Consider the following 17762-nt stretch of genomic DNA (forward strand, 5'->3'; position numbering starts at 1 on the left):
GCTGGCGACAGCCCGCAGTTCACCCCGGTGCTGGAGCGGGTCAAGGTGCGCGGTCCCGTTGGGCGCCCCCGGACCCGGCCGGACGCCGTGGCCGCGGACAAGGCGTACTCATCTCGGCGCAACCGCCGCTACCTGCGGCAACGCGGGATCCGGGCGGTGATCCCGGAGAAGGTCGACCAGGCCGCGAACCGCAAGAAGCGCGGCAGTGCCGGCGGTCGGCCGGTATCCCACGACGCGGAGCTATACAAGGAGCGCAACACCGTGGAGCGGTGCATCAACCGGCTGCGGAACTGGCGCGGCATCGCGTTCCGCTTCGACAAGACACCAGAGAGCTACGAGGCCGGCCTGCATCTGTGTGGTGCGATGCTCTGGCTCCGCAGCATCGCACCACACCCATGATCTGATCTCCAGACAGGACCTAGGCCGCTCGCGGGGCCTGTTCCAGGGTGGCTGTCATGTCCACGGGCTCCTCGCCCGGCTGGGCGACGAGGCGGCCGGACTGGACGATCTGGAAGGTGACCCGCCCGTTGACCATGCGGGGGAAGCCGGCGACGGCGCGCATGTCCTGGTAGCGCCAGCTCAGGTCCGGGGTGAGGCCGGCGGTCTGGACGGCCTCGGACTGGTTCAGCGCCCGCGTGACCTTGCGGGCGGCGATGTCCTCGCCCTCCTTGAAGCGCTTCACGATCTCGTTCAGCACCGTGTACGCGATCCAGGTGGTCTGCGTCCCGCTGTCGTCGGGGTCCACGGAGTCGTCGCCGAAGGCGAAGTCGGTGATCACCTTGCGCATCGGCTCCCAGAGCGGATCGGTGGACACCGGGTACCAGCTGGTCAGGTACGCGCCCTCGAAGGGGCTCTCCCGGCCGCCGGTGCGGTCCACCAGCGCCTGGCTGACACTGCCCAGGACGGAGGAGATCTGCGGCTTCCGGTTCTTGTCGTCGGCCCGGCGGAAGGCGTCGAAGAACGTCTCGGTGCGCTCGCCGAGCACCGCCGTCACGCAGCCCCGGTCCTTGCTCGCGGTGGCGTTGGTGAGGGCCTGGCGGGCCTGCGGCGCGAAGTCGGCCGAGTCCTCGGCGGCCCGGATGTCGGATGCGTCGGCCATCTTGTTGGCCCGGAGCCCGGCGTTGAGCAGGACCGGCAGCGAGTCGCCCGCGAGGGTGTCGGGGCGGACCAGGGCGACCTGGCTGCAGGCGCGGCCCAGCTGGTGGCCGGCGCCGGCGAGGAGGACGGGCTGGCCGCCGTTCACGGGGTAGGAGAGGGTGGACTGGAACTCCTCGGAGGAGACCCCGTACCCGCCGATGAAGGGGATGCCCTCGGCCTCCAGCGGGGCCATGAAGGCGCGCCCGTGCTGGCTGTAGGAGCCGACCACGGCGACGGCCTTCTCGGTGACGGCCTTGCGGGCGCAGTCGGCGGCGCCGGTGGCCGTGTTCTTCTCGTTGCAGGTCACGACGCGCAGCTTGTGGCCGTTGATGCCGCCCTTGGAGTTGACCCAGCGCTCGTACGCCTTGGCCATGCCGGGCATTCCGGGCATGTTGGTCGCTTTGGTGTCCTCGGGGGCGAAGGTCATGACGGTGATGGTGTTCCCGGAGCCCCCCGGGGCTCCGGGGATCCCCCCGCAGCCGACGACCAGACACGCACCCGCGGTCGTGGCCAGGAGGGTGCGGAGGAGGTGTGCTGGGCGTCGCCGATTGGTCATGTCCATGCACCATTCCGCCCCGCGGGTAACGGAGGAGTGAGGTGTACACAACATTTCGTGACGCCGGGGTGAATTGCCGGGGGGAATCTCTCCCTCCGTTTGTTCACCAGCGCCTGAAGATCGCGGAGAGCGGGAACGTACGATCGATGACGTGACATTCGCCCAAGGTTCGAAGAACTCTTCCCGCCGCGGCGGCCGCTCCTCCACCATGGGCGGCATGCCCCTCAACGACATGCCGTGGTGGCGCTGGCGCAGCAATGTGCGCTCGGCGCTGCACATGCTCTCCGATCCGGCCTTCCACGAGGACACCTGGCTGGCCGGCGCCGAAGGGTACGGGGACGTCACCGACGCCGTGTACCGGATCGTCGAGGACACCTGGCTCGACAGCTGGTCGGCCGAGAAGTACGTCGGCACGATCTTCCGCGACTCCCAGGAGGCGGCCCTGGTCGACCTGGCCGTGCTGCGGGTGCTGCGCATCCTCCACCAGGTCGGCCCTGACGCCCCCGTCTCCGCCTTCCTGGAGCACCACGCTTGGCCCGAGGCGGTGCGTGCGGCGCGTGAGGCCCACGTACGCCTGGCCACGGCGGACGGCGACGACCCGGACGTACGGCCGCGGTCGCTGGAGGTGTTGAGGATTCTCACCCGCGCCGTGTGAAAAGCTGTGTCGTCATGAGCGAACCGCACCCCGAGGCCCAGGCCCAGCAGCAGCCCCAGTACGTCCTGACCGTGTCCTGCCCCGACAAGCAGGGCATCGTGCACGCCGTGTCGAGCTACCTCTTCATGACCGGCTGCAACATCGTGGACAGCCAGCAGTTCGGAGACCGGGAGACCGGGCTCTTCTTCATGCGGGTGCACTTCGAGGCCGAGCCTCCGGTGACGGTGGAGAAGCTGCGCGCCAGCTTCGCCGCGATCGGCGACTCCTTCAGGATGGACTGGCAGATCCACCGCTCCGAGGAGCGCATGCGGATCATCCTGATGGTGTCCAAGTTCGGCCACTGCCTCAACGACCTGCTGTTCCGCTCGCGGATCGGGGCCCTGCCGGTCGAGATCGCGGCCGTGGTGTCCAACCACACCGACTTCGCGGAGCTGGTGGGCTCGTACGACGTCCCGTTCGTGCACATCCCGGTGACGAAGGACACGAAGGCGGCGGCGGAGGCGGAGCTGCTGGAGCTCGTGCGCGCCGAGAACGTCGAGCTGGTGGTGCTCGCGCGGTACATGCAGGTGCTGTCGGACAACCTGTGCAAGGAGCTGAGCGGGCGGATCATCAACATCCACCACTCGTTCCTGCCGAGCTTCAAGGGTGCGAAGCCGTATCACCAGGCGCACGCGCGGGGTGTGAAGCTGATCGGTGCGACCGCGCACTACGTGACGGCGGACCTCGACGAGGGGCCGATCATCGAGCAGGAGGTCGAGCGGGTGGGGCACGAGGTGACCCCGGACCAGCTGGTGGCGATCGGGCGGGACGTGGAGTGCCAGGCGCTGGCGCGGGCCGTGAAGTGGCACAGCGAGCACCGGGTGCTGCTGAACGGCTCCCGCACGGTGGTGTTCGCCTAGGCCCTGGGCGGGCCGGGCTGCCGGGCTGCCGGGGCGCCGCCCCGGGCCCCGCGCCTCAAGCGCCGGCGGGGCTGGATGGCGTGGCTGGGCGGGCGCGGCTCAAAGATCCGGGGCTCCGCCCCGTACCCCGCGCCTCAAACGCCGGCGAGGCTGGATTTGGCCCGGTCTGGGCTGGATGGGTCCGGCCTGGACTGGATTTGGCCCGGTCTGGGCTGGATGGGCCCGGTCGGGCTCGGCGGTTTGGTCCGGGCCGGGGGCGGGGCCGGCCCTGCGAAGCCCCGCCCCACCGCAGGCCGGTCGTCAGGCGTCGGGGGCCTCTACGCCGCAGTACGCCGCGAATGCCGTCAGGATGTCGTCCTCCGTGAGGCGGCCGTCGCCGTCGGGGTCCAGGGTCGTGGCCACCTGGGTGGCCAGCTCGGGTGCGGTGCCGAGGACGCGCAGGACGCGGGCGGCGGCCGCCGGGGTGGCGCCGGCGCCGTCCTCGTCCGCCACCGCGATCACGGCCCGCAGGAACGGCCGGGCGATCTCCGCGAACCGCTCCGGGTTGTCCCGCAGCCGCTTCGCCGCCCCGGTGATGAACTCCTCGCGGGACACCCGCTGGTCACCGTCGACATCGGCGATGCCGGCCATCCCCTGCCAGAAGGCCTCCGCGCCCGCGAAGACGGCCTGGCCCCTGTCCGACCGGGCGGCGGTGCCGAATTCGGCCAGCACGGCCTTCGCGGCCGCGCTGAAGTCCTCCCGGTCGATATACCCGGACCCGTCCTGGTCGAAGGTGGCGAATCGGGCGGCGATCTTGCGCTCGTATTCTGCGCTGTCCATGTTCGGCGTTCCGCCTTCACGTGTGCGTGGGGTTCAGATCAAGACAAGGCAGGAGCGTAAGGCCTCCGTGGCCTGCGCGTTAAGCGAAGTGGTCAAGGAGGTGGCCGCATCGAACCAGCGCACGGGAAGCGCGGTGGGGCGCGTACGCCTGTACCCATGTGCCGCCCCGCGTACCGGGGTTCACGCCGCGCCACACGCCTATCACGGAGGGCTCACTTCCAGGGCGGAGTTCTCGCAAAACGGGCGCGCCGGGCCGGTTGCCGATTACATTCGATGCGTCGACACACGGCTGGGGGCACTATGCCGAAGGACGTACCACCGCGCTGGGACCGCCGCATGCAGCAGCGCCTCGCACGCGGCGAGGCCGCCGCGCTCGGGGAGCTGTACGACCGCTTCGCCTCGCTCGTGCACAGCCTGGCGCACCGGGTGCTGGGCGACGAGAAGGCCGCGGACCGGATCACCCGCGAGGTCTTCGGCTACATCTGGGAGAACCCGGACGCCTATGACCCCAAGCAGGGCTCCATGCGTTCCTGGGTCGCCCGGATCACCCAGGGCCAGGCGGTGGCCCGGCTGCGCCAGGCCGAACTGGGCCGCGGCTCGCGCGAGGAGCTGGAGCAGAAGGTGCGCAGCGCCAACGCCGCCGCCCGCGCGGACTACATCGTGACCTCCATGCCCGCGCCGCTGCGCGCCGCGCTGGAACTCGCGTACTTCAAGCGGCGCGACTACCGGCAGGCCGCCGCGGACCTCCAGATCAGCGAGGACGAGGCGCGGCGCCGGCTGCGGCTCGGCCTCCAGCTGCTGTCGACCGCCAACGCCCTCCCGCAGGAGGACACCGCCCAGCCCGGATACGGAAGTACCCGATGAACGGCCCCGCCGAGTCGCACGACGACGGATACGAGCTGCCCGGCGGTCCGATGCGGATACCGGGTCCGCGCGGGGCCGCCGACGACCTCGATCCGCGGTACGCCCCCGCGCCGTTGCCGCTGCCGCCGCCCTCGCACGCCGTACTGAAGTCCCTGCTCGGCGCGTGGGCGTTGGCCGCCTGCTCCGCCGAGGAGACGAAGGCGGTGGAGGACCACCTCACCGAGTGCGCGCCCTGTGCGGAGGAGGCGCTGCGGCTGCGCGACGCGGTGGGGCTGCTGCACCCGGAGGAGACCCTCGACCTCAAGCCGCTGCTGCGCTCGCGGGTGCTGGAGGACTGCCTGGGCAAGCGGCCGGCCCGCATTCCGGTGCCGGTGTGGGCGAGCCCGTACGACACCGAGACCGCGCGGCTCGACGCCCTGCTCCAGGACTTCGGGGACTCGGAATGGCACACCCCGGTGCGGCTGAAGTGGTTCGAGGAGGAGCGGCGCAGGACGCACCGGACGACCGTGGCAGGGGTGATCGGGCACCTGATGACGGTGGACGGGCTGATCGCCGGCGCGCTCGGGCTGGACGACCCGCTGGGGCCGGACGCGCCGACGGGCGGCCCGGCCGCGCGCACGGAGCACTTCTGGAACACCTCGGCCTACCCGGCGACGCGGCGGGTCCGCGAGCCGTGGCGGGACCAGGGGCACACGCTGGTGCGTACGGTCTCCTTCGCGGGGCGGGGTGTGGCGGAGCTGTCCGTGGACTACGGGGGCTTCGCGCTGCAGCTCGGGGACGCGTTCCTGGAGCGGGCCTTCGAGTGCTGGGTGCACGCGTGGGACATCGCGGAGGCGGTGGACTACCCGTACGAGCCGCCGTCAGGGCCGCACCTGCACGGCATGATCGACTTGGCGGCGCGCCTCCTGCCGGGGGCGCTGGCCGCGCGGCGGCGGTCGGGGCTGGCCGCGCCGGCGCAGGGCCTGGTCGCGGCGGGTGCGCCGGGACGGACGCTGCACCTGGAGATCGAGGGCGCGGGTGGGGGCGGCTGGGACATCGCACTGGACTCGCCGGCGGCGAAGCCGTCCCAGGAGCGGACGGTGGCGGAGATCGCCCTGGACGGCATCGAGTTCTGCCAGCTGGCGGCCGGGCACATCGCCCCGGAGGAGGCGGCGGCGGGCCAGCACGGTGACCGCGAGGCGATCCGGGACGTCTTGTTCGCGGCGGCCTCCCTGAGCCGGATGTAGTTGTTGGAGGGCCCGACTCTGCGGGAGGGGGGCGGGGTGGGGACGGCTTCGCCACCGCCCTCGGGCGGGGACGGGCTTCGCCGCTGCGCTTGGGCGGGGTCTTTTGCCCCCCTCTCACCACCGCTCTGGGGCGGTGGTTGCCCACCCGCCCCCCTCGGCAGCGGTGCCGACCTGGGGGCCTGTCAGGCGGGTGCTTCGGCGATCGGGAGCCGGCGGACGGGAGTGGTAGGAGAGGCGGGGCCCACGGGCGGCAGCCGGCCGGGTGGCAGCGAGACAGGGGCCGGTGGCTCCGGGGATCGGGAAGCCCCCAAAAGAATTGGTCACCTTGCCTTCTTGTTCCGGGCCGAGGGCACCAGAGATGCACTGCCCGGTTCCGAGGGGCGGGCCTGCGCCCGGGTCCATCGGCAGGCCATTCCGGGTTGGGTTAACGCGCCGCCCGCACCAGACAATGGCCACAAGCCCGTCGGGAGTGGGTGCGCGTCAGATCGCTACGCGCTCCTCATCTCTCGGCGTCCGACGACAGGCGTGGGTTGCTCTCCGTCAAGAACGCCATGTGACGGTCTGGGCTTCTGGTGTGACGGTGATGGCGAAGTGGTCCAGGCTGGGTGAGCCGTCGCGCTGCCAGTGGGCGATGTGGTCGGTGATCCGGTCCCAGAGGTTGTCCGGGCCGCCTTGCCGTACGAGCCAGCGGTCTCCGTCTTGCCGCAGTACTGCCCAGGCTCCGGCTTCGATGTCGAGGAGCACATGTTCCGTGTGTCCGTCGCGGTCCAGGGTGATGCGTTGTGTGCGTGGGGCGGCGAGCTGGGCGACGAATCGTGTGTCCCAGTCTTCGAGGAGGTGGGCACTGAATTCCGTGGGGTGTTCGTCGGAAGCATCCAGGCTTGGGAGGAGGTCGAGGGGAGGGGGTGTCTGGGGGCGGGCGAGCATGAAGGAATTACGGCCGTCGAGGAATCGGCCGGTAGCCGTGCCGTCCTCGGCGACCGTGAGGCGGGCCAGTTCGGAGGAGTACATCCAACCGCCCACGGTGGTGAGAATGATTCCGCCGGGTGTGGTCTGCTCCACCCAGGCGTACGGGACGGTGACCGTTCCGCAGTAGGCAACGATCCGGTCATACGGGCTGCCGCCCTTCCACCCTGAGAGGCCGTCGCCGACCACTACGGTGGGTGTGTAGCCGCACTGGCCGAGGGCGTTGCGGGCCCGGGCGGCGACATCCGGATCGATCTCCACGGTGGTGACGTGGTCGCTGCCGAGTCGGTGACACGCGAGGCCGCTGGAGTAGCCGGTGCCGGTACCGACGAGGAGGAGGCGGTGGCCGTCCTCGACCTGGAGGTCTTCGAGCATCCGCACGACGAGGGAGGGCATGGTGCTCGATGATGTCGGCAGGCGCGTGATCTCCCCGCGCAGGTCACCGGGCACGATCGTGCCTGCGATCTGCGTGACGAGGGACTCGTCGGTGTAGCAGGCCGCCAGCCATGATGTGCTTCCCGGCATGACCGGCGTCCATGCCGTCGGGTGGCCGGGGACGTCGACCCGTTCGAAGAATCCGCCGGTCAAGAACTCGTGGCGTGGCACGGTCGTGACCGCGCGCCGCCATGGGGCCGTGCGCAGGTGGCCTGCTTCGGCGAGTGTTTTCGTGAGTTGCCCTCGTAGTTCCTGGGCGTGGTCGTTCATGTGCTGTTCCTTTCCAGGAGGTCGGCCATGGCTGCGACCATGGGGAGGCCGGTCTCGTGTTCCAGCCACGCCCACTGCCCGGACGGGTTGCATTCGAGGAACCACCATGTCCCGGCCTGGTCGATGGCGAAGTCGAAAGCACCGAAGACCAACCCGAACAGCGACAGGTAGCGGAAGAGTGCTGCGGTGATATGGCGTGGGGGTTGTACGACGCTGTAGGTCAGCCGGTCGTAGTCGGTCCGCCAGTCGAGCAGGTCGGAGTCGATGCGGACCGCGAACACCCGGTCACCGATGACGGTGACCCGGACGTCGGAGGCCTTGTCGATCCGGTGTTGGAAGAGGTGCGCCGTTCCGGAGACGCGGTCGTCGATTTCTTCCGCCGTCACGTCCCTCACTTCGACAGTGCATGAGACGCCGTTGATGCGGTAGAGCGGCGTTGACAGCGGTTTGTAGAGCACAGGGCCGTGTTCCTTGATGAAGCTGCGGGCGGCGCTGGGGTCGGAGGTGATGAGCGTTGCGGGGACGCGGAACCCGGCCGTGGTGGCGGCTGCCAGACCGGAGGGCTTGAACTCGGAGTCACCGATGCGGTGGGGATGGTTGACGTACAGGCAGCCGGGCAACGAGGCGATGACGCCGCCGAGGCCGTACCGCGCTTGGGTGAGTGCGAACCGCGCGTCCTGTTCGAGCAGGTGCGGGAAGGCGAATCCGGACGGCCGCCGGTAGAAGAGCGAACGGACTCGAGCCAGATTTGCCGTCCGTGTCGGGGTGGTCAGCGAGCCTTCGATGCCGTCAGGCGTGAGGTAGGCCGCGAACGACAAGGTGGAGGGGAAGTCCCCGGAGTCGAGCCGCACGACTCGGGTGCCCCGGTCGTGCAGCTCGCGGATCACCAGGTCGGCCGTGGGATCGTCCTTCATGGTGACGACCAGCACCGGGTCGGAACGGTTCACTGGTCGCTGTCGTTCCCGGTGTCCTGGTCCCCGCCACCGGAACCGCCTCCGCTGCTGCCATCGGACGGGTTGCCCGTGTTGGTGGCCGGGTTGGTCCCCGTGCTGGTGCCGTGGCCGGGCATCATCATCGGCTGGCCGTCGGTCCCGAAGTAGCGCGCGGTTTGCGTGTCCGCGTCGATCTCGGCGTGGCCGTAGGCGGGCGCCACGGCCGGGTACGGGGCCATGCGCTGGACACCCCATGGGACGGGTGTCGCATGGCCCATAGGCAGGGAGCTGCCGGTGGGTACACGGTCGGCGTGGTGGAACATGTCTACTCCTTGATCGTTGGCTGGGGGCGTCAGGGGGTGACGCGCTGTGCCCGTGACCTGAGGACGAGGAGGCTGTCCGGGTCAGTGGTGATCCACTGGTCGCCGAGGAAGGTGTCGACGGAGCGGAGGATCCACACGGTGTCTGCTGCGACGTCGGTGACGATCGCCTCCCGGCCGTCCTCGTCCTTGACCAGGTCACCGACCCATGCCCTGCGGCGGGTCGTCCTCGCGTACGGATCAATCCTCATCGCGTCTGGCCTCCTGCCGACCGGGATGGGGAGCGCGTCATGTGACGCGCCCTGGCGAAGTGCCGAATTCAGTGAAGCCTTGGGTGGCATGTTGCCGGTAGGGCGATCCAATGGGTTCAACGGTGGCTGACCTAGGGCGATTTGGTCTCTCCTTGACCTGACGGGAGGCGGGCCGCAGGGCTAACGTGAGCCTGTATGGACGCAGTGCCGAACTACGCATTAGCGACATGGATGAAGGAGCAGGGGTACAGCTCGCGAGAACTCGCCGAGCGGGTCAATCGTGCGGTGGGTGAGCTGACCGGAAAGCCTGGCGGCCTGGACGACTCGAGCATCCGTGCGTGGCGGTCGGGTCGTGTGCGCTGGCCGAAGTCGGCGCAGCGTGCGGCGCTGGAACTGATCAGCGGGCGCACCGCTCTGACGCTGGGCTTCTTGCGCCGTACCAGAAACAAGGACCAGGAGTCGCCCGTGGACCGCCGCAACTTCATCACCGCAGCCTCGGCCGCTGTGCTCGCCGGGGCGGTCGCGCCGGCAGCGCCCCGGCGGGTGGGGATGGCTGATGTCGCGCTCATTCAGCAGCGGTTCGCCGACGTCATCGCGTCCGATCACCGGCATGGCGGGCAGCTCGGCATCGAGCGGCAGGCAGCGGCACTCGCCGATGAGGCCTTGGCGCTCCAGAGAGCGGGGGCGGCATCGCAGCGAGTCCGGGCCAGTCTGTACGCATCGGCCGCGGGTTTCCGGTCATCGGCCATGTGGGCGGCGATCGACGGCCGTCGGTTCGGTGATGCGGGCAACCACATGCGAGAAGCGCAGTCGCTCGCCGAGCTGTCGGGTGATCCGGGGATCAAGTTCCGGATCTGGTCGCATGCGGGAACGATGTACCGGCACATGGGGCGCCCGGCGGAAGCGGCGGCCGCGAACGATGTGGCGCGTGGACTGGCCGTTGTACGGCGCGACCCGATGTTCGCTTCGCTCGGGCTGGCCAGGCACGCGGCCATCCACGCGGCGGCAGGGGATCGGTCGGCGGCGCGGCGGTCGTTCGGTCAGGCTCAGGAGGCGATGCACCGGGCCGATCCGGGAGAGGCCAGGCCGGTGTGGCTGACCGCGTTCTACGACGCGGCCGAGATCGATTCGCTCGCCCTGTCCGCCTATTCCTCGCTCGGTGACTGGGCGACGGCGGAAGCGCACGGACACCGATGCCTTGCCGGACTGCGGCCGCACATGGTTCGGTCGAAAGCGATCACCACCGTACGCGTGGCCCGGGCGCAGCTCGAACAAAGGGAGCTGGCAGCGGCTGTGACGACCGCGATGGGTGTTGCGGTCGATGCGGCTGCCGGTCACCCCAGGGTGTCCGCGATGCTGGCGACGTTCGGCAGCAGGCTGAACCGGATTGCCCCGAGGAGCAGCCACGCGGAGGCGTGGCAGTCCCACATGGCCCGAGTGAAGGCGAGCACTTGATGGTTCTGCCGGAGTCCTGGATACGCCGGTACAGCACGTTGACACCTGAGCTGCGGCGAACGATCGCCGGTGTCTACGCGCTGGTACGCGCCGATGTGCTCGACCACCCGAACTACCGGGTGGAGGTGTTCCTCGAGCGGCTGGACCGTCACGCTGCCGAGCAGGGGTGGGGCGTGGCCATGGCCTACACGCCGGACGGTGTGGCGGTCGGGTACGCCTATGCGAACACCGTCGGACCCGGGGACCGCTGGTGGAGGCGGATGACCGTCCCCGTCACCCCGCGGTTCACTGCCCGCCACACCGTCGCGGTGAAGGAGATCGGAGTGGCCCCCGGGCACCGGGGCGTCGGGCTCGCTTGCCGCATGCACGATGCACTGCTCGACGGACGGAGCGAGCCGTACGCGACGCTCATGGTGAATCCCGCTGCCGGAGGCGGGAAGGTCATGAGGCTCTACGAGGGCTGGGGGTACAGCGAGATAGGTACGGTGCAGCCCTCCCCGGAGTCTCCATGGCTGGTGTGCATGGGGCGTTCCACACACGTGTGAGGCCGCATACACCCCGTCACGCGAAGCGCTCGCGGAGTTTGTACTTCAGGACCTTGCGGAGGGCGTCGTTGCGGGGGAGGGACTCCAGGAGTTCCAGCTGCTCCGGGAGTTTGTGGGTGGCCAGGCCCTCGGCCCGGAGGTACGCCGTCAGCTGGGGGAGGGTCAAGGGGGCGGCGCCCGCGGGCTGTTCGACCACCGCGCACACCCGCTCCCCGCGGTCGGGGTCCGGCAGGCCGATCACCGCCACGTCCGCGACGCCCGGCAGCTGGTGGAGGAGGTCCTCGATCTCCTTCGCCGAGATGTTCTCGCCCTTGCGGATGATGACGTCCTTGCTGCGGCCGGTGAGGACCAGGTAGCCGTCCTTCGTGAGGTGGCCGAGGTCGCCCGTGATCAGGTAGCCGTCGGCGTCGAACGCCTCCGCCGACTGGGCCCGGTTCACGTAGCCCTGGCAGACGGCCTCACCCCTGAGCCGGACCTCCCCGTCCGTCTCCGGGGGCAGCGGGGTGCCGGCCGGGGTCGTGATGCGGATCGACATGCCGGCCGGCGGGCGGCCCTCGGTGGTGGCCAGGTGGTCCGCCGTGTCGTCCGGGGCGCCCATGGTGATCATCGGGACCTCGGTCATGCCGTAGCCGTGCGTCAACTGGCAGCCCAGCTCGCGGACCACCGCGTGGTAGATCTCCGGCGGCTTCGGGGCGCCGCCGCCCGCGAGCAGGCGGAGGGTGGGGATCAGCGGCGTGCCGGGGGCCTTGCGCTGCTCCGTGAGGAACATGGAGTAGAAGGCCGTGGAGCCGCCGGCCACCGTGACCCCGTGGCGGCGGTAGCCGTCCAGCGCGTCCGGCATCGCGAACTTCTCGAAGAGCACCGCCGGGAAGCCGTACAGCAGCAGCATCACGGTGTAGTCGGGCCCGGCTATGTGCGCGAAGGGGAAGGCCATCGAGCCGACGTCGGCCGGGGTCAGGTGCAGGGCGTGCGCGAGGCAGGAGCCGCCCGCGATCAGGGAGCGGTCGGTGTGCAGGACGCCCTTGGGGTCGGAGGTGGTGCCGGAGGTCCAGTAGATCCACCGGACGTCCGTGCCGGAGGCGGGCGGCGCGGGCAGTACGGCGGGGTCGCCGTCCGGGAGACAGGAGTACGCCTCGAAGACCCCGCGCCCCCCGAGCCGCCGCGCCATCGCCGGGTGGTCGAAGCCGCGCCACACCCCGGGGACGGCGAAGTACTCGGCCTTGGACTCCCGCAGGGCGAAGCCGACCTCCCGGTCCCGGTAGAAGGGGATGACGGGGGACTGGACGGCTCCGATCCGGGCGAGCGCGACCGAGAGCAGCACGGTCTCGATGCGGGTGGGGAGCTGCCAGGCGACGACCGTGCCGGGGCGTACGCCCATGTCGTGGAGGCCGGCCGCGACGCGCTCGGAGCGGTCGCGGAGCTCGCCGAAGGTCAGCCGGCGGTCCTGCGCCGGGTCCTCGGCCGCCTCGATCAGGACCGTGGTGTCCGGGGTGAGCGCGGCCCGGCGGGCGATCAGCTCCCACAGGGTCGCGGACCGGCTCAGTTCTGTCGCGGTCGCGGTGTCCGTCGTCATCCCAGACCTCCCCTTGGCCGAGCGTGGCGTACCGGCACTAGCTGACGGATAGTCAGATCACGCGCAGAGCGTAGGGCGCCGACGCTTGTCGGTCCAGGGGTGGCGGGGCTAGCTTGTTTCTTGTTTCTGACGATCCATCAGATTGGGAGACCGCCATGGGACTGGAACTGCCCCGGATCATCAGCGTCGACGACCACGTGATCGAGCCCGCCCACCTCTTCGACGTGTGGCTGCCGGCCAAGTACCGCGACCGCGGCCCCAAGGCGCTGACCGCCGGCATCGGCGAGCTCCAGTACACGGGCGGCAAGTACGTCATCTCCATGGACCCCGACGGCCCGCCGACCGACTGGTGGATCTACGAGGACCTGAAGTTCCCGTACAAGCGCAACATCGCCGCCGTCGGCTTCGACCGCGACGACATGACCCTGGAGGGCATCACCCGGGACGAGATGCGGCGCGGCTGCTGGGACCCCAAGGCGCGCCTCGCCGACATGGACCTCAACCATGTCGAGGCCTCCCTGTGCTTCCCGACCTTCCCTCGCTTCTGCGGGCAGACCTTCGCCGAGGCCCACGACAAGGAAGTGGCCCTCGCCTGCGTGCGCGCCTACAACGACTGGATGGTCGAGGAGTGGTGCGGCGACAGCGGCGGCCGGCTGATCCCGCTGTGCATCATCCCGCTGTGGGACATCGAGCTGGCGGTCGCGGAGATCCGGCGCAACGCCGCCCGGGGGGTGCGGGCCGTGACCTTCTCCGAGATCCCGACCTACCTCGGGCTGCCGTCCATCCACTCCGGGTACTGGGACCCCTTCTTCGCCGTCTGCCAGGAGACCGGCACGGTGGTCAACATGCACATCGGGTCCAGCTCCCAGATGCCGGCCGCGTCCCCCGACGCGCCGCCCGCCGTGCAGGCCGCGCTCAGCTTCAACAACGCGATGGCCTCGATGATGGACTTCCTCTTCAGCGGGGTGCTGGTGAAGTTCCCGACGCTGAAGCTGGCGTACAGCGAGGGCCAGATGGGCTGGATCCCGTACGCCCTGGAGCGCGCCGACGACGTCTGGCAGGAGCACCGCGCCTGGGGCGGGGTCCGCGACCTGATTCCCGAGCCGCCGTCCACGTACTACTACCGGCAGATGTTCTGCTGCTTCTTCCGCGACAAGCACGGGATCGCCTCGCTGGACGTCGTCGGGCGCGACAACGCGACCTTCGAGACCGACTACCCGCACGTGGACTCGACCTTTCCGCACACCAAGGAGGTCGCCCTCGACCACGTGAAGGGCCTGGACGAGGAGACCGTCTACAAGCTCATGCGGGGCAACGCCATCCGGATGCTCGGCCTCGACCTCGACCTCGACCTGGACCTGGACCTGCACCTGGACCAGAGCCGCTGATGGACCTGACCTACACGGAGGAGGAGCGGGAGTTCCGGGCGCGGCTGCGCGAGTGGCTCGGCAAGGTGCTGCCCGAGCTGCCCGCCAAGCCGTCCCCGGACGACTGGCCGGGGCGCCGCGCCTACGACCTCGGCTGGCAGCGCAGGCTGTACGAGGCCGGGTACGCGGGCCTGCACTGGCCGGTGGACGCGGGCGGGCGCGGGGCCACCCCGACCCAGCACCTGATCTTCCTGGAGGAGACGGAGCGCGCGGGAGCCCCGTACGTCGGCGCGAACTTCGTCGGGCTGCTGCACGCCGGCCCGACCATCGCCGCCGAGGGCACGGCCGAGCAGCGGGCGCGCTGGCTGCCGCCCGTACTGCGCGGCGACGAGGTGTGGTGCCAGGGGTTCAGCGAGCCGGACGCGGGCTCCGACCTGGCCTCCCTGCGGACGCGGGCGGTCCGCGACGGCGACGAGTACGTGATCACCGGGTCGAAGATCTGGACCTCGCACGCGGAGGTCGCCGACTGGTGCGAACTGCTGGTCCGGACGGATCCGCAGGCTCCCAAACACCGGGGGATCTCCTGGCTGGCCATGCCGATGGACGCGCCGGGGGTGACCGTACGGCCGCTGCGCACGCTCGCGGGATCGACGGAGTTCGCGGAGATGTTCCTCGACGAGGTACGGGTCCCGGTCGCGCACCGGGTCGGGGCCGAGAACGACGGCTGGCGGGTCACCATGGTGACGCTGTCCTTCGAGCGGGGCACCGCCTTCGTCGGCGAGGTCGTCGCCTGCCGCCGGACCCTCGGCGAGCTGGCCCGTACGGCGCAGGCGAACGGGCGCTGGGACGACCCGGTGCTGCGGCGCAGGCTGGGGCGGCTGTACGGGGAGTTCGGCGCGCTGTGGCGGCTCACGCAGTGGAACGTCAGCGAGTCGATGGGGGTCCCCCCTGTTCGAGCGGAGTCGAGAACTCGGGGGAGGACCGGCGGGGTCCCCGGAATCGGCGGATCCGTCTTCAAGCTGGCCTACTCGCACGCGCGCCAGGAGCTGTACGACACGGCCGCGGAGGTGCTGGGGGCCTCGGCGCTGTCCCTGGAGGAGGAGTGGGTGCTGGACCGGCTGTCCTCGCTCTCGTACACCATCGCGGCGGGCACCTCGCAGATCCAGCGCAACATCGTCGCCGAGCGGATCCTCGGCCTTCCGAAGGGCCGGTGAGGGCGGTGGACTTCCAGCCGACCGAGGACCAGAAGGACCTGCGGGCGGGCGTACGGGACCTCCTGGCGGGGCGGTACGGGCGCGAGGCGCTGCGCGCGTCGGTGGACACCGGCGCGGCGGTGGACCGCGCGCTGTGGCGGGAGCTGGGGGAGGCGGGGTTCTTCGCGCTGCGCCTGCCGGAGGCGGAGGGCGGGGTCGGCCTCGGGCTGCCGGAGGCGGTCCTCGTCTTCGAGGAGGCGGGGCGGGTCCTGCTGCCGGGGCCCCTGGTGGCCACGCACCTGGCCGCCGGGGTGGTGCCGGGGGCGGCGGCGGGGACGGCGGTGGTGACCGCCTTCGACCTGGGCGGGGGCGAGGGCGGGGGCCGGGGCGGGGGCGGCCTGGTGACGTACCTGGCCGAGGCGGACGCGGTACTCGGCGCGGCTGCCGTCCCGGCGGGCGAGCCGGTGCGCTCGGCGGACCCGCTGACCCCGCTGCACCGGGTGGACGCGTACGGGGACTGCTCGGCGTACCGCTCGGCGGGGGCGCTGCTGACGGCCGCGCTCCAGCTCGGCAGCGCGCTGCGGACGGTGGAGCTGGCGGTGCGGTACGGGAAGGAGCGCGAGCAGTTCGGGCAGCCGATCGGGGCGTTCCAGGCGGTCAAGCACCTGTGCGCCGAGATGCTGGTGCGGGCGGAGGTGGCCCGTACGGCGGTCTACGCGGCGGCGGTGACGGCGGAGGCCGGGGAGATCGCCACGGCCAAGCTGCTGGCGGACGGGGCCGCCGTCCGCAACGCCCGGGACTGCCTCCAGGTGCACGGCGGGATGGGCTTCACGTGGGAGGCGGACGTGCACCTGCACCTGAAGCGGGCGTGGGTGCGGGCCGAGCAGTGGCGGACCGCGGCGGAGGCGGAGGAACTGCTGGCGGCGGAGCTGCTCGCCTCTTGTGCGTAGCCCGGTGTGAGGCCCGGTGTGACGCTCGGCGGGCACGGGAGGGACGGCGCGGGACGCATGTCTGATTACAGAGAGTTGATATCGGTTTGTGTCCTTCACTCGCCTCCTTAGGGACCGGAGTCGGGGGCCTGCTCCGGTACGCTCCCACGAATGCGAGCGGTTGAGCGGCGCAGGCGCCGCACAGTATGCACCACGCCTACTCCTTCGCGCGGGAATATGCCCGAAGCGCTTGTTGTGGTGACTGTGTGTCAACCATGCTGCTCCACAAGGGGATCACAGTGGGCGATCCCGTCCTGTCGCGAGGCGAAGTGTCCGCCGGTTCGGATGGTGTGAGCGGTGCATGTGCTTCAGGTGCAGCTGGAGGTAGGACCGGACCCCGCCGAGGTCGGCCGGGCGCGCCGGTGGGCACGGTCCCGGTTGGCCGGGTCGGGCATAGGGGAGGACGAGCCGCTCGCCGAGACGCTGATCCTGCTGATTTCCGAGCTGGTCACGAACGCCGTCGTGCACACCGGCTGTCCGGCCGTGCTGCGGATGCTCTTCGGGGGGCCGGGGGTGCGGGTCGAGGTCGCCGACGCGAGCGCCCGGGGGCCGGCCCGCCGGCAGGCCGCCGGGGACGACACGGGCGGTCGCGGCCTGGAGCTGGTGGACGGTCTGGCGGACCGCTGGGGCTGGCAGCGCGAGGGTGCGGGCAAGCGCATCTGGTGCGAGATCGACCGCGCGGAGAAAGCCGCGTCGGACCGCGTGGCGGACGGCCCGGACCGGGCGCCGGAAGGATGTGCCCCGATCCGGGAACCGCGCGTGTACCTCTAAAGAGGTGTTGACGGTTCGTCACATGTTGATCACCCTGGTGTGGAGCGATTCGACGCGAGGGGACGCCAAGGGCAGGCCTTGACGAGTGCGGGTCGCGGGGTGGCGGCTGCCGTGCCGCGCTCGGGGCGTGCATGCGCCTACGCCGCCACCCGCAGGACCTTCCCGCCGTAAGGCGTCTCGAGGCCGCCCGCGCGGCCGAACCGCGGTGGCGCCACAACCCGCGGCACTGGGGGCTGCGCACGCTGCCGGTCCGGCTGCGCTAGCGGTCTGCGGGGCCGTACCGGACGCGCTGGCCGGGGTCGAGGCGGTCGTGGGCCCGGCCCGGCGGCGGATCGCGGAGGTGCGCGCCGCGTACACCGACGAGCAGCGGGACCTGCTCTTCGACTACTTCGCGCGCGCGGCCCCCGCGTTCCGCGAGGCAGCGGAGGAGATCCGCGCGGCGACCCACGAACGCAAGGGGCGCTAGTGCTGTGGCCGGAGAGGTTCACCGGGTCGCGACGCTCCCCCAGCTACCGCTGGGAGGTGCCCCCAGGCACGGC

General features: G+C 70.9%; 19 protein-coding genes. 12 read left to right on the top strand and 7 right to left on the bottom strand.

Features of this window, described 5'->3' with window-relative positions; all coding sequences use genetic code 11:
• Positions 1–399: transposase (locus tag J7E94_RS12190; RefSeq protein WP_215014889.1), on the top strand; the 399-nt coding region annotated here is incomplete at its 5' end.
• 19 nt (positions 400–418) lie between these two features.
• Here the strand turns inward: J7E94_RS12190 and J7E94_RS12195 are convergent.
• On the bottom strand, positions 419–1693 hold the full coding sequence (locus J7E94_RS12195) for an ABC transporter substrate-binding protein (RefSeq protein ID WP_215014891.1): 1275 nt from the start codon (positions 1691–1693) through the stop codon (positions 419–421).
• Positions 1694–1901: 208 nt separating this feature from the next.
• On the opposite strand from J7E94_RS12195, the gene J7E94_RS12200 reads away from it, so the two are divergent.
• The gene (locus J7E94_RS12200) at positions 1902–2348 is read left to right on the top strand and encodes a hypothetical protein (protein WP_215014945.1); all 447 of its coding nucleotides are present in this window, start codon (positions 1902–1904) and stop codon (positions 2346–2348) included.
• Positions 2349–2362: 14 nt separating this feature from the next.
• Complete coding sequence (gene purU, locus J7E94_RS12205; protein ID WP_215014893.1) at positions 2363–3247, top strand: formyltetrahydrofolate deformylase; 885 nt, start codon at positions 2363–2365, stop codon at positions 3245–3247.
• A 300-nt stretch (positions 3248–3547) separates the two neighbouring features.
• On the opposite strand, the gene J7E94_RS12210 is transcribed toward purU, so the two are convergent.
• Positions 3548–4066: an EF-hand domain-containing protein gene (locus tag J7E94_RS12210; RefSeq protein WP_215014895.1), complete on the bottom strand. Its 519-nt coding sequence runs from the start codon at positions 4064–4066 to the stop codon at positions 3548–3550.
• A gap of 300 nt (positions 4067–4366) precedes the next feature.
• Here J7E94_RS12210 and J7E94_RS12215 point away from each other — a divergent pair, with 300 nt between their 5' ends.
• Together J7E94_RS12215 and J7E94_RS12220 are read left to right on the top strand one after the other, a co-directional pair.
• Complete coding sequence (locus tag J7E94_RS12215) at positions 4367–4930, top strand: sigma-70 family RNA polymerase sigma factor (protein ID WP_215014897.1); 564 nt, start codon at positions 4367–4369, stop codon at positions 4928–4930.
• Positions 4927–6156, top strand: coding sequence for a maleylpyruvate isomerase N-terminal domain-containing protein (locus J7E94_RS12220; protein WP_215014899.1), 1230 nt, complete (start codon positions 4927–4929; stop codon positions 6154–6156). The genes J7E94_RS12215 and J7E94_RS12220 overlap by 4 nt, the downstream gene beginning before the upstream one ends.
• Before the next feature lie 540 nt (positions 6157–6696).
• Here J7E94_RS12220 and tgmC read toward each other — a convergent pair.
• From tgmC to J7E94_RS12240, 4 genes are read right to left on the bottom strand one after another with little or no spacing between them, the layout of a single operon-like run.
• Positions 6697–7827 (bottom strand): ATP-grasp peptide maturase system methyltransferase, encoded by a 1131-nt coding sequence (gene tgmC / locus J7E94_RS12225; RefSeq protein WP_215014901.1) that lies wholly within the window; start codon positions 7825–7827, stop codon positions 6697–6699.
• Positions 7824–8774 (bottom strand): ATP-grasp ribosomal peptide maturase, encoded by a 951-nt coding sequence (gene tgmB / locus J7E94_RS12230; protein WP_215014902.1) that lies wholly within the window; start codon positions 8772–8774, stop codon positions 7824–7826. The genes tgmC and tgmB overlap by 4 nt, the downstream gene beginning before the upstream one ends.
• Positions 8771–9082 (bottom strand): putative ATP-grasp-modified RiPP, encoded by a 312-nt coding sequence (gene tgmA, locus J7E94_RS12235; protein WP_215014904.1) that lies wholly within the window; start codon positions 9080–9082, stop codon positions 8771–8773. Before tgmA ends, tgmB begins: the two co-directional genes overlap by 4 nt.
• A gap of 29 nt (positions 9083–9111) precedes the next feature.
• Positions 9112–9330, bottom strand: a complete 219-nt coding sequence (locus J7E94_RS12240; protein ID WP_215014906.1) for a hypothetical protein — start codon at positions 9328–9330, stop codon at positions 9112–9114.
• Positions 9331–9525: 195 nt separating this feature from the next.
• On the opposite strand from J7E94_RS12240, the gene J7E94_RS12245 reads away from it, so the two are divergent.
• Positions 9526–10785 (top strand): XRE family transcriptional regulator, encoded by a 1260-nt coding sequence (locus tag J7E94_RS12245; RefSeq protein WP_215014908.1) that lies wholly within the window; start codon positions 9526–9528, stop codon positions 10783–10785.
• The gene (locus tag J7E94_RS12250) at positions 10785–11330 is read left to right on the top strand and encodes a GNAT family N-acetyltransferase (RefSeq protein ID WP_215014910.1); all 546 of its coding nucleotides are present in this window, start codon (positions 10785–10787) and stop codon (positions 11328–11330) included. Before J7E94_RS12245 ends, J7E94_RS12250 begins: the two co-directional genes overlap by 1 nt.
• 16 nt (positions 11331–11346) lie before the next feature.
• Here J7E94_RS12250 and J7E94_RS12255 read toward each other — a convergent pair whose 3' ends face one another.
• Positions 11347–12903: an AMP-binding protein gene (locus J7E94_RS12255; RefSeq protein ID WP_215014912.1), complete on the bottom strand. Its 1557-nt coding sequence runs from the start codon at positions 12901–12903 to the stop codon at positions 11347–11349.
• Positions 12904–13058: 155 nt separating this feature from the next.
• On the opposite strand from J7E94_RS12255, the gene J7E94_RS12260 reads away from it, so the two are divergent.
• The 5 genes from J7E94_RS12260 (at position 13059) to J7E94_RS12280 (ending at position 17689) form a co-directional block, all read left to right on the top strand.
• Positions 13059–14291: an amidohydrolase family protein gene (locus J7E94_RS12260; protein WP_215014914.1), complete on the top strand. Its 1233-nt coding sequence runs from the start codon at positions 13059–13061 to the stop codon at positions 14289–14291.
• Positions 14291–15484 carry an acyl-CoA dehydrogenase gene (locus J7E94_RS12265; protein ID WP_215014917.1) on the top strand — a complete coding sequence of 398 codons (1194 nt, stop codon included), beginning with the start codon at positions 14291–14293 and terminating at the stop codon, positions 15482–15484. The genes J7E94_RS12260 and J7E94_RS12265 overlap by 1 nt, the downstream gene beginning before the upstream one ends.
• Before the next feature lie 5 nt (positions 15485–15489).
• Positions 15490–16413, top strand: a complete 924-nt coding sequence (locus tag J7E94_RS12270) for an acyl-CoA dehydrogenase family protein (protein ID WP_215014919.1) — start codon at positions 15490–15492, stop codon at positions 16411–16413.
• Between the two features lie 336 nt (positions 16414–16749).
• Positions 16750–17223, top strand: coding sequence for an ATP-binding protein (locus J7E94_RS12275; RefSeq protein ID WP_215014921.1), 474 nt, complete (start codon positions 16750–16752; stop codon positions 17221–17223).
• A 205-nt stretch (positions 17224–17428) separates the two neighbouring features.
• The gene (locus J7E94_RS12280) at positions 17429–17689 is read left to right on the top strand and encodes a hypothetical protein (RefSeq protein ID WP_251056550.1); all 261 of its coding nucleotides are present in this window, start codon (positions 17429–17431) and stop codon (positions 17687–17689) included.
• The last annotated feature ends 73 nt before the right edge of the window (positions 17690–17762 follow it).

The organism is Streptomyces sp. ISL-94 (assembly GCF_018614075.1).
Taxonomy (GTDB): Bacteria; Actinomycetota; Actinomycetes; order Streptomycetales; family Streptomycetaceae; genus Streptomyces.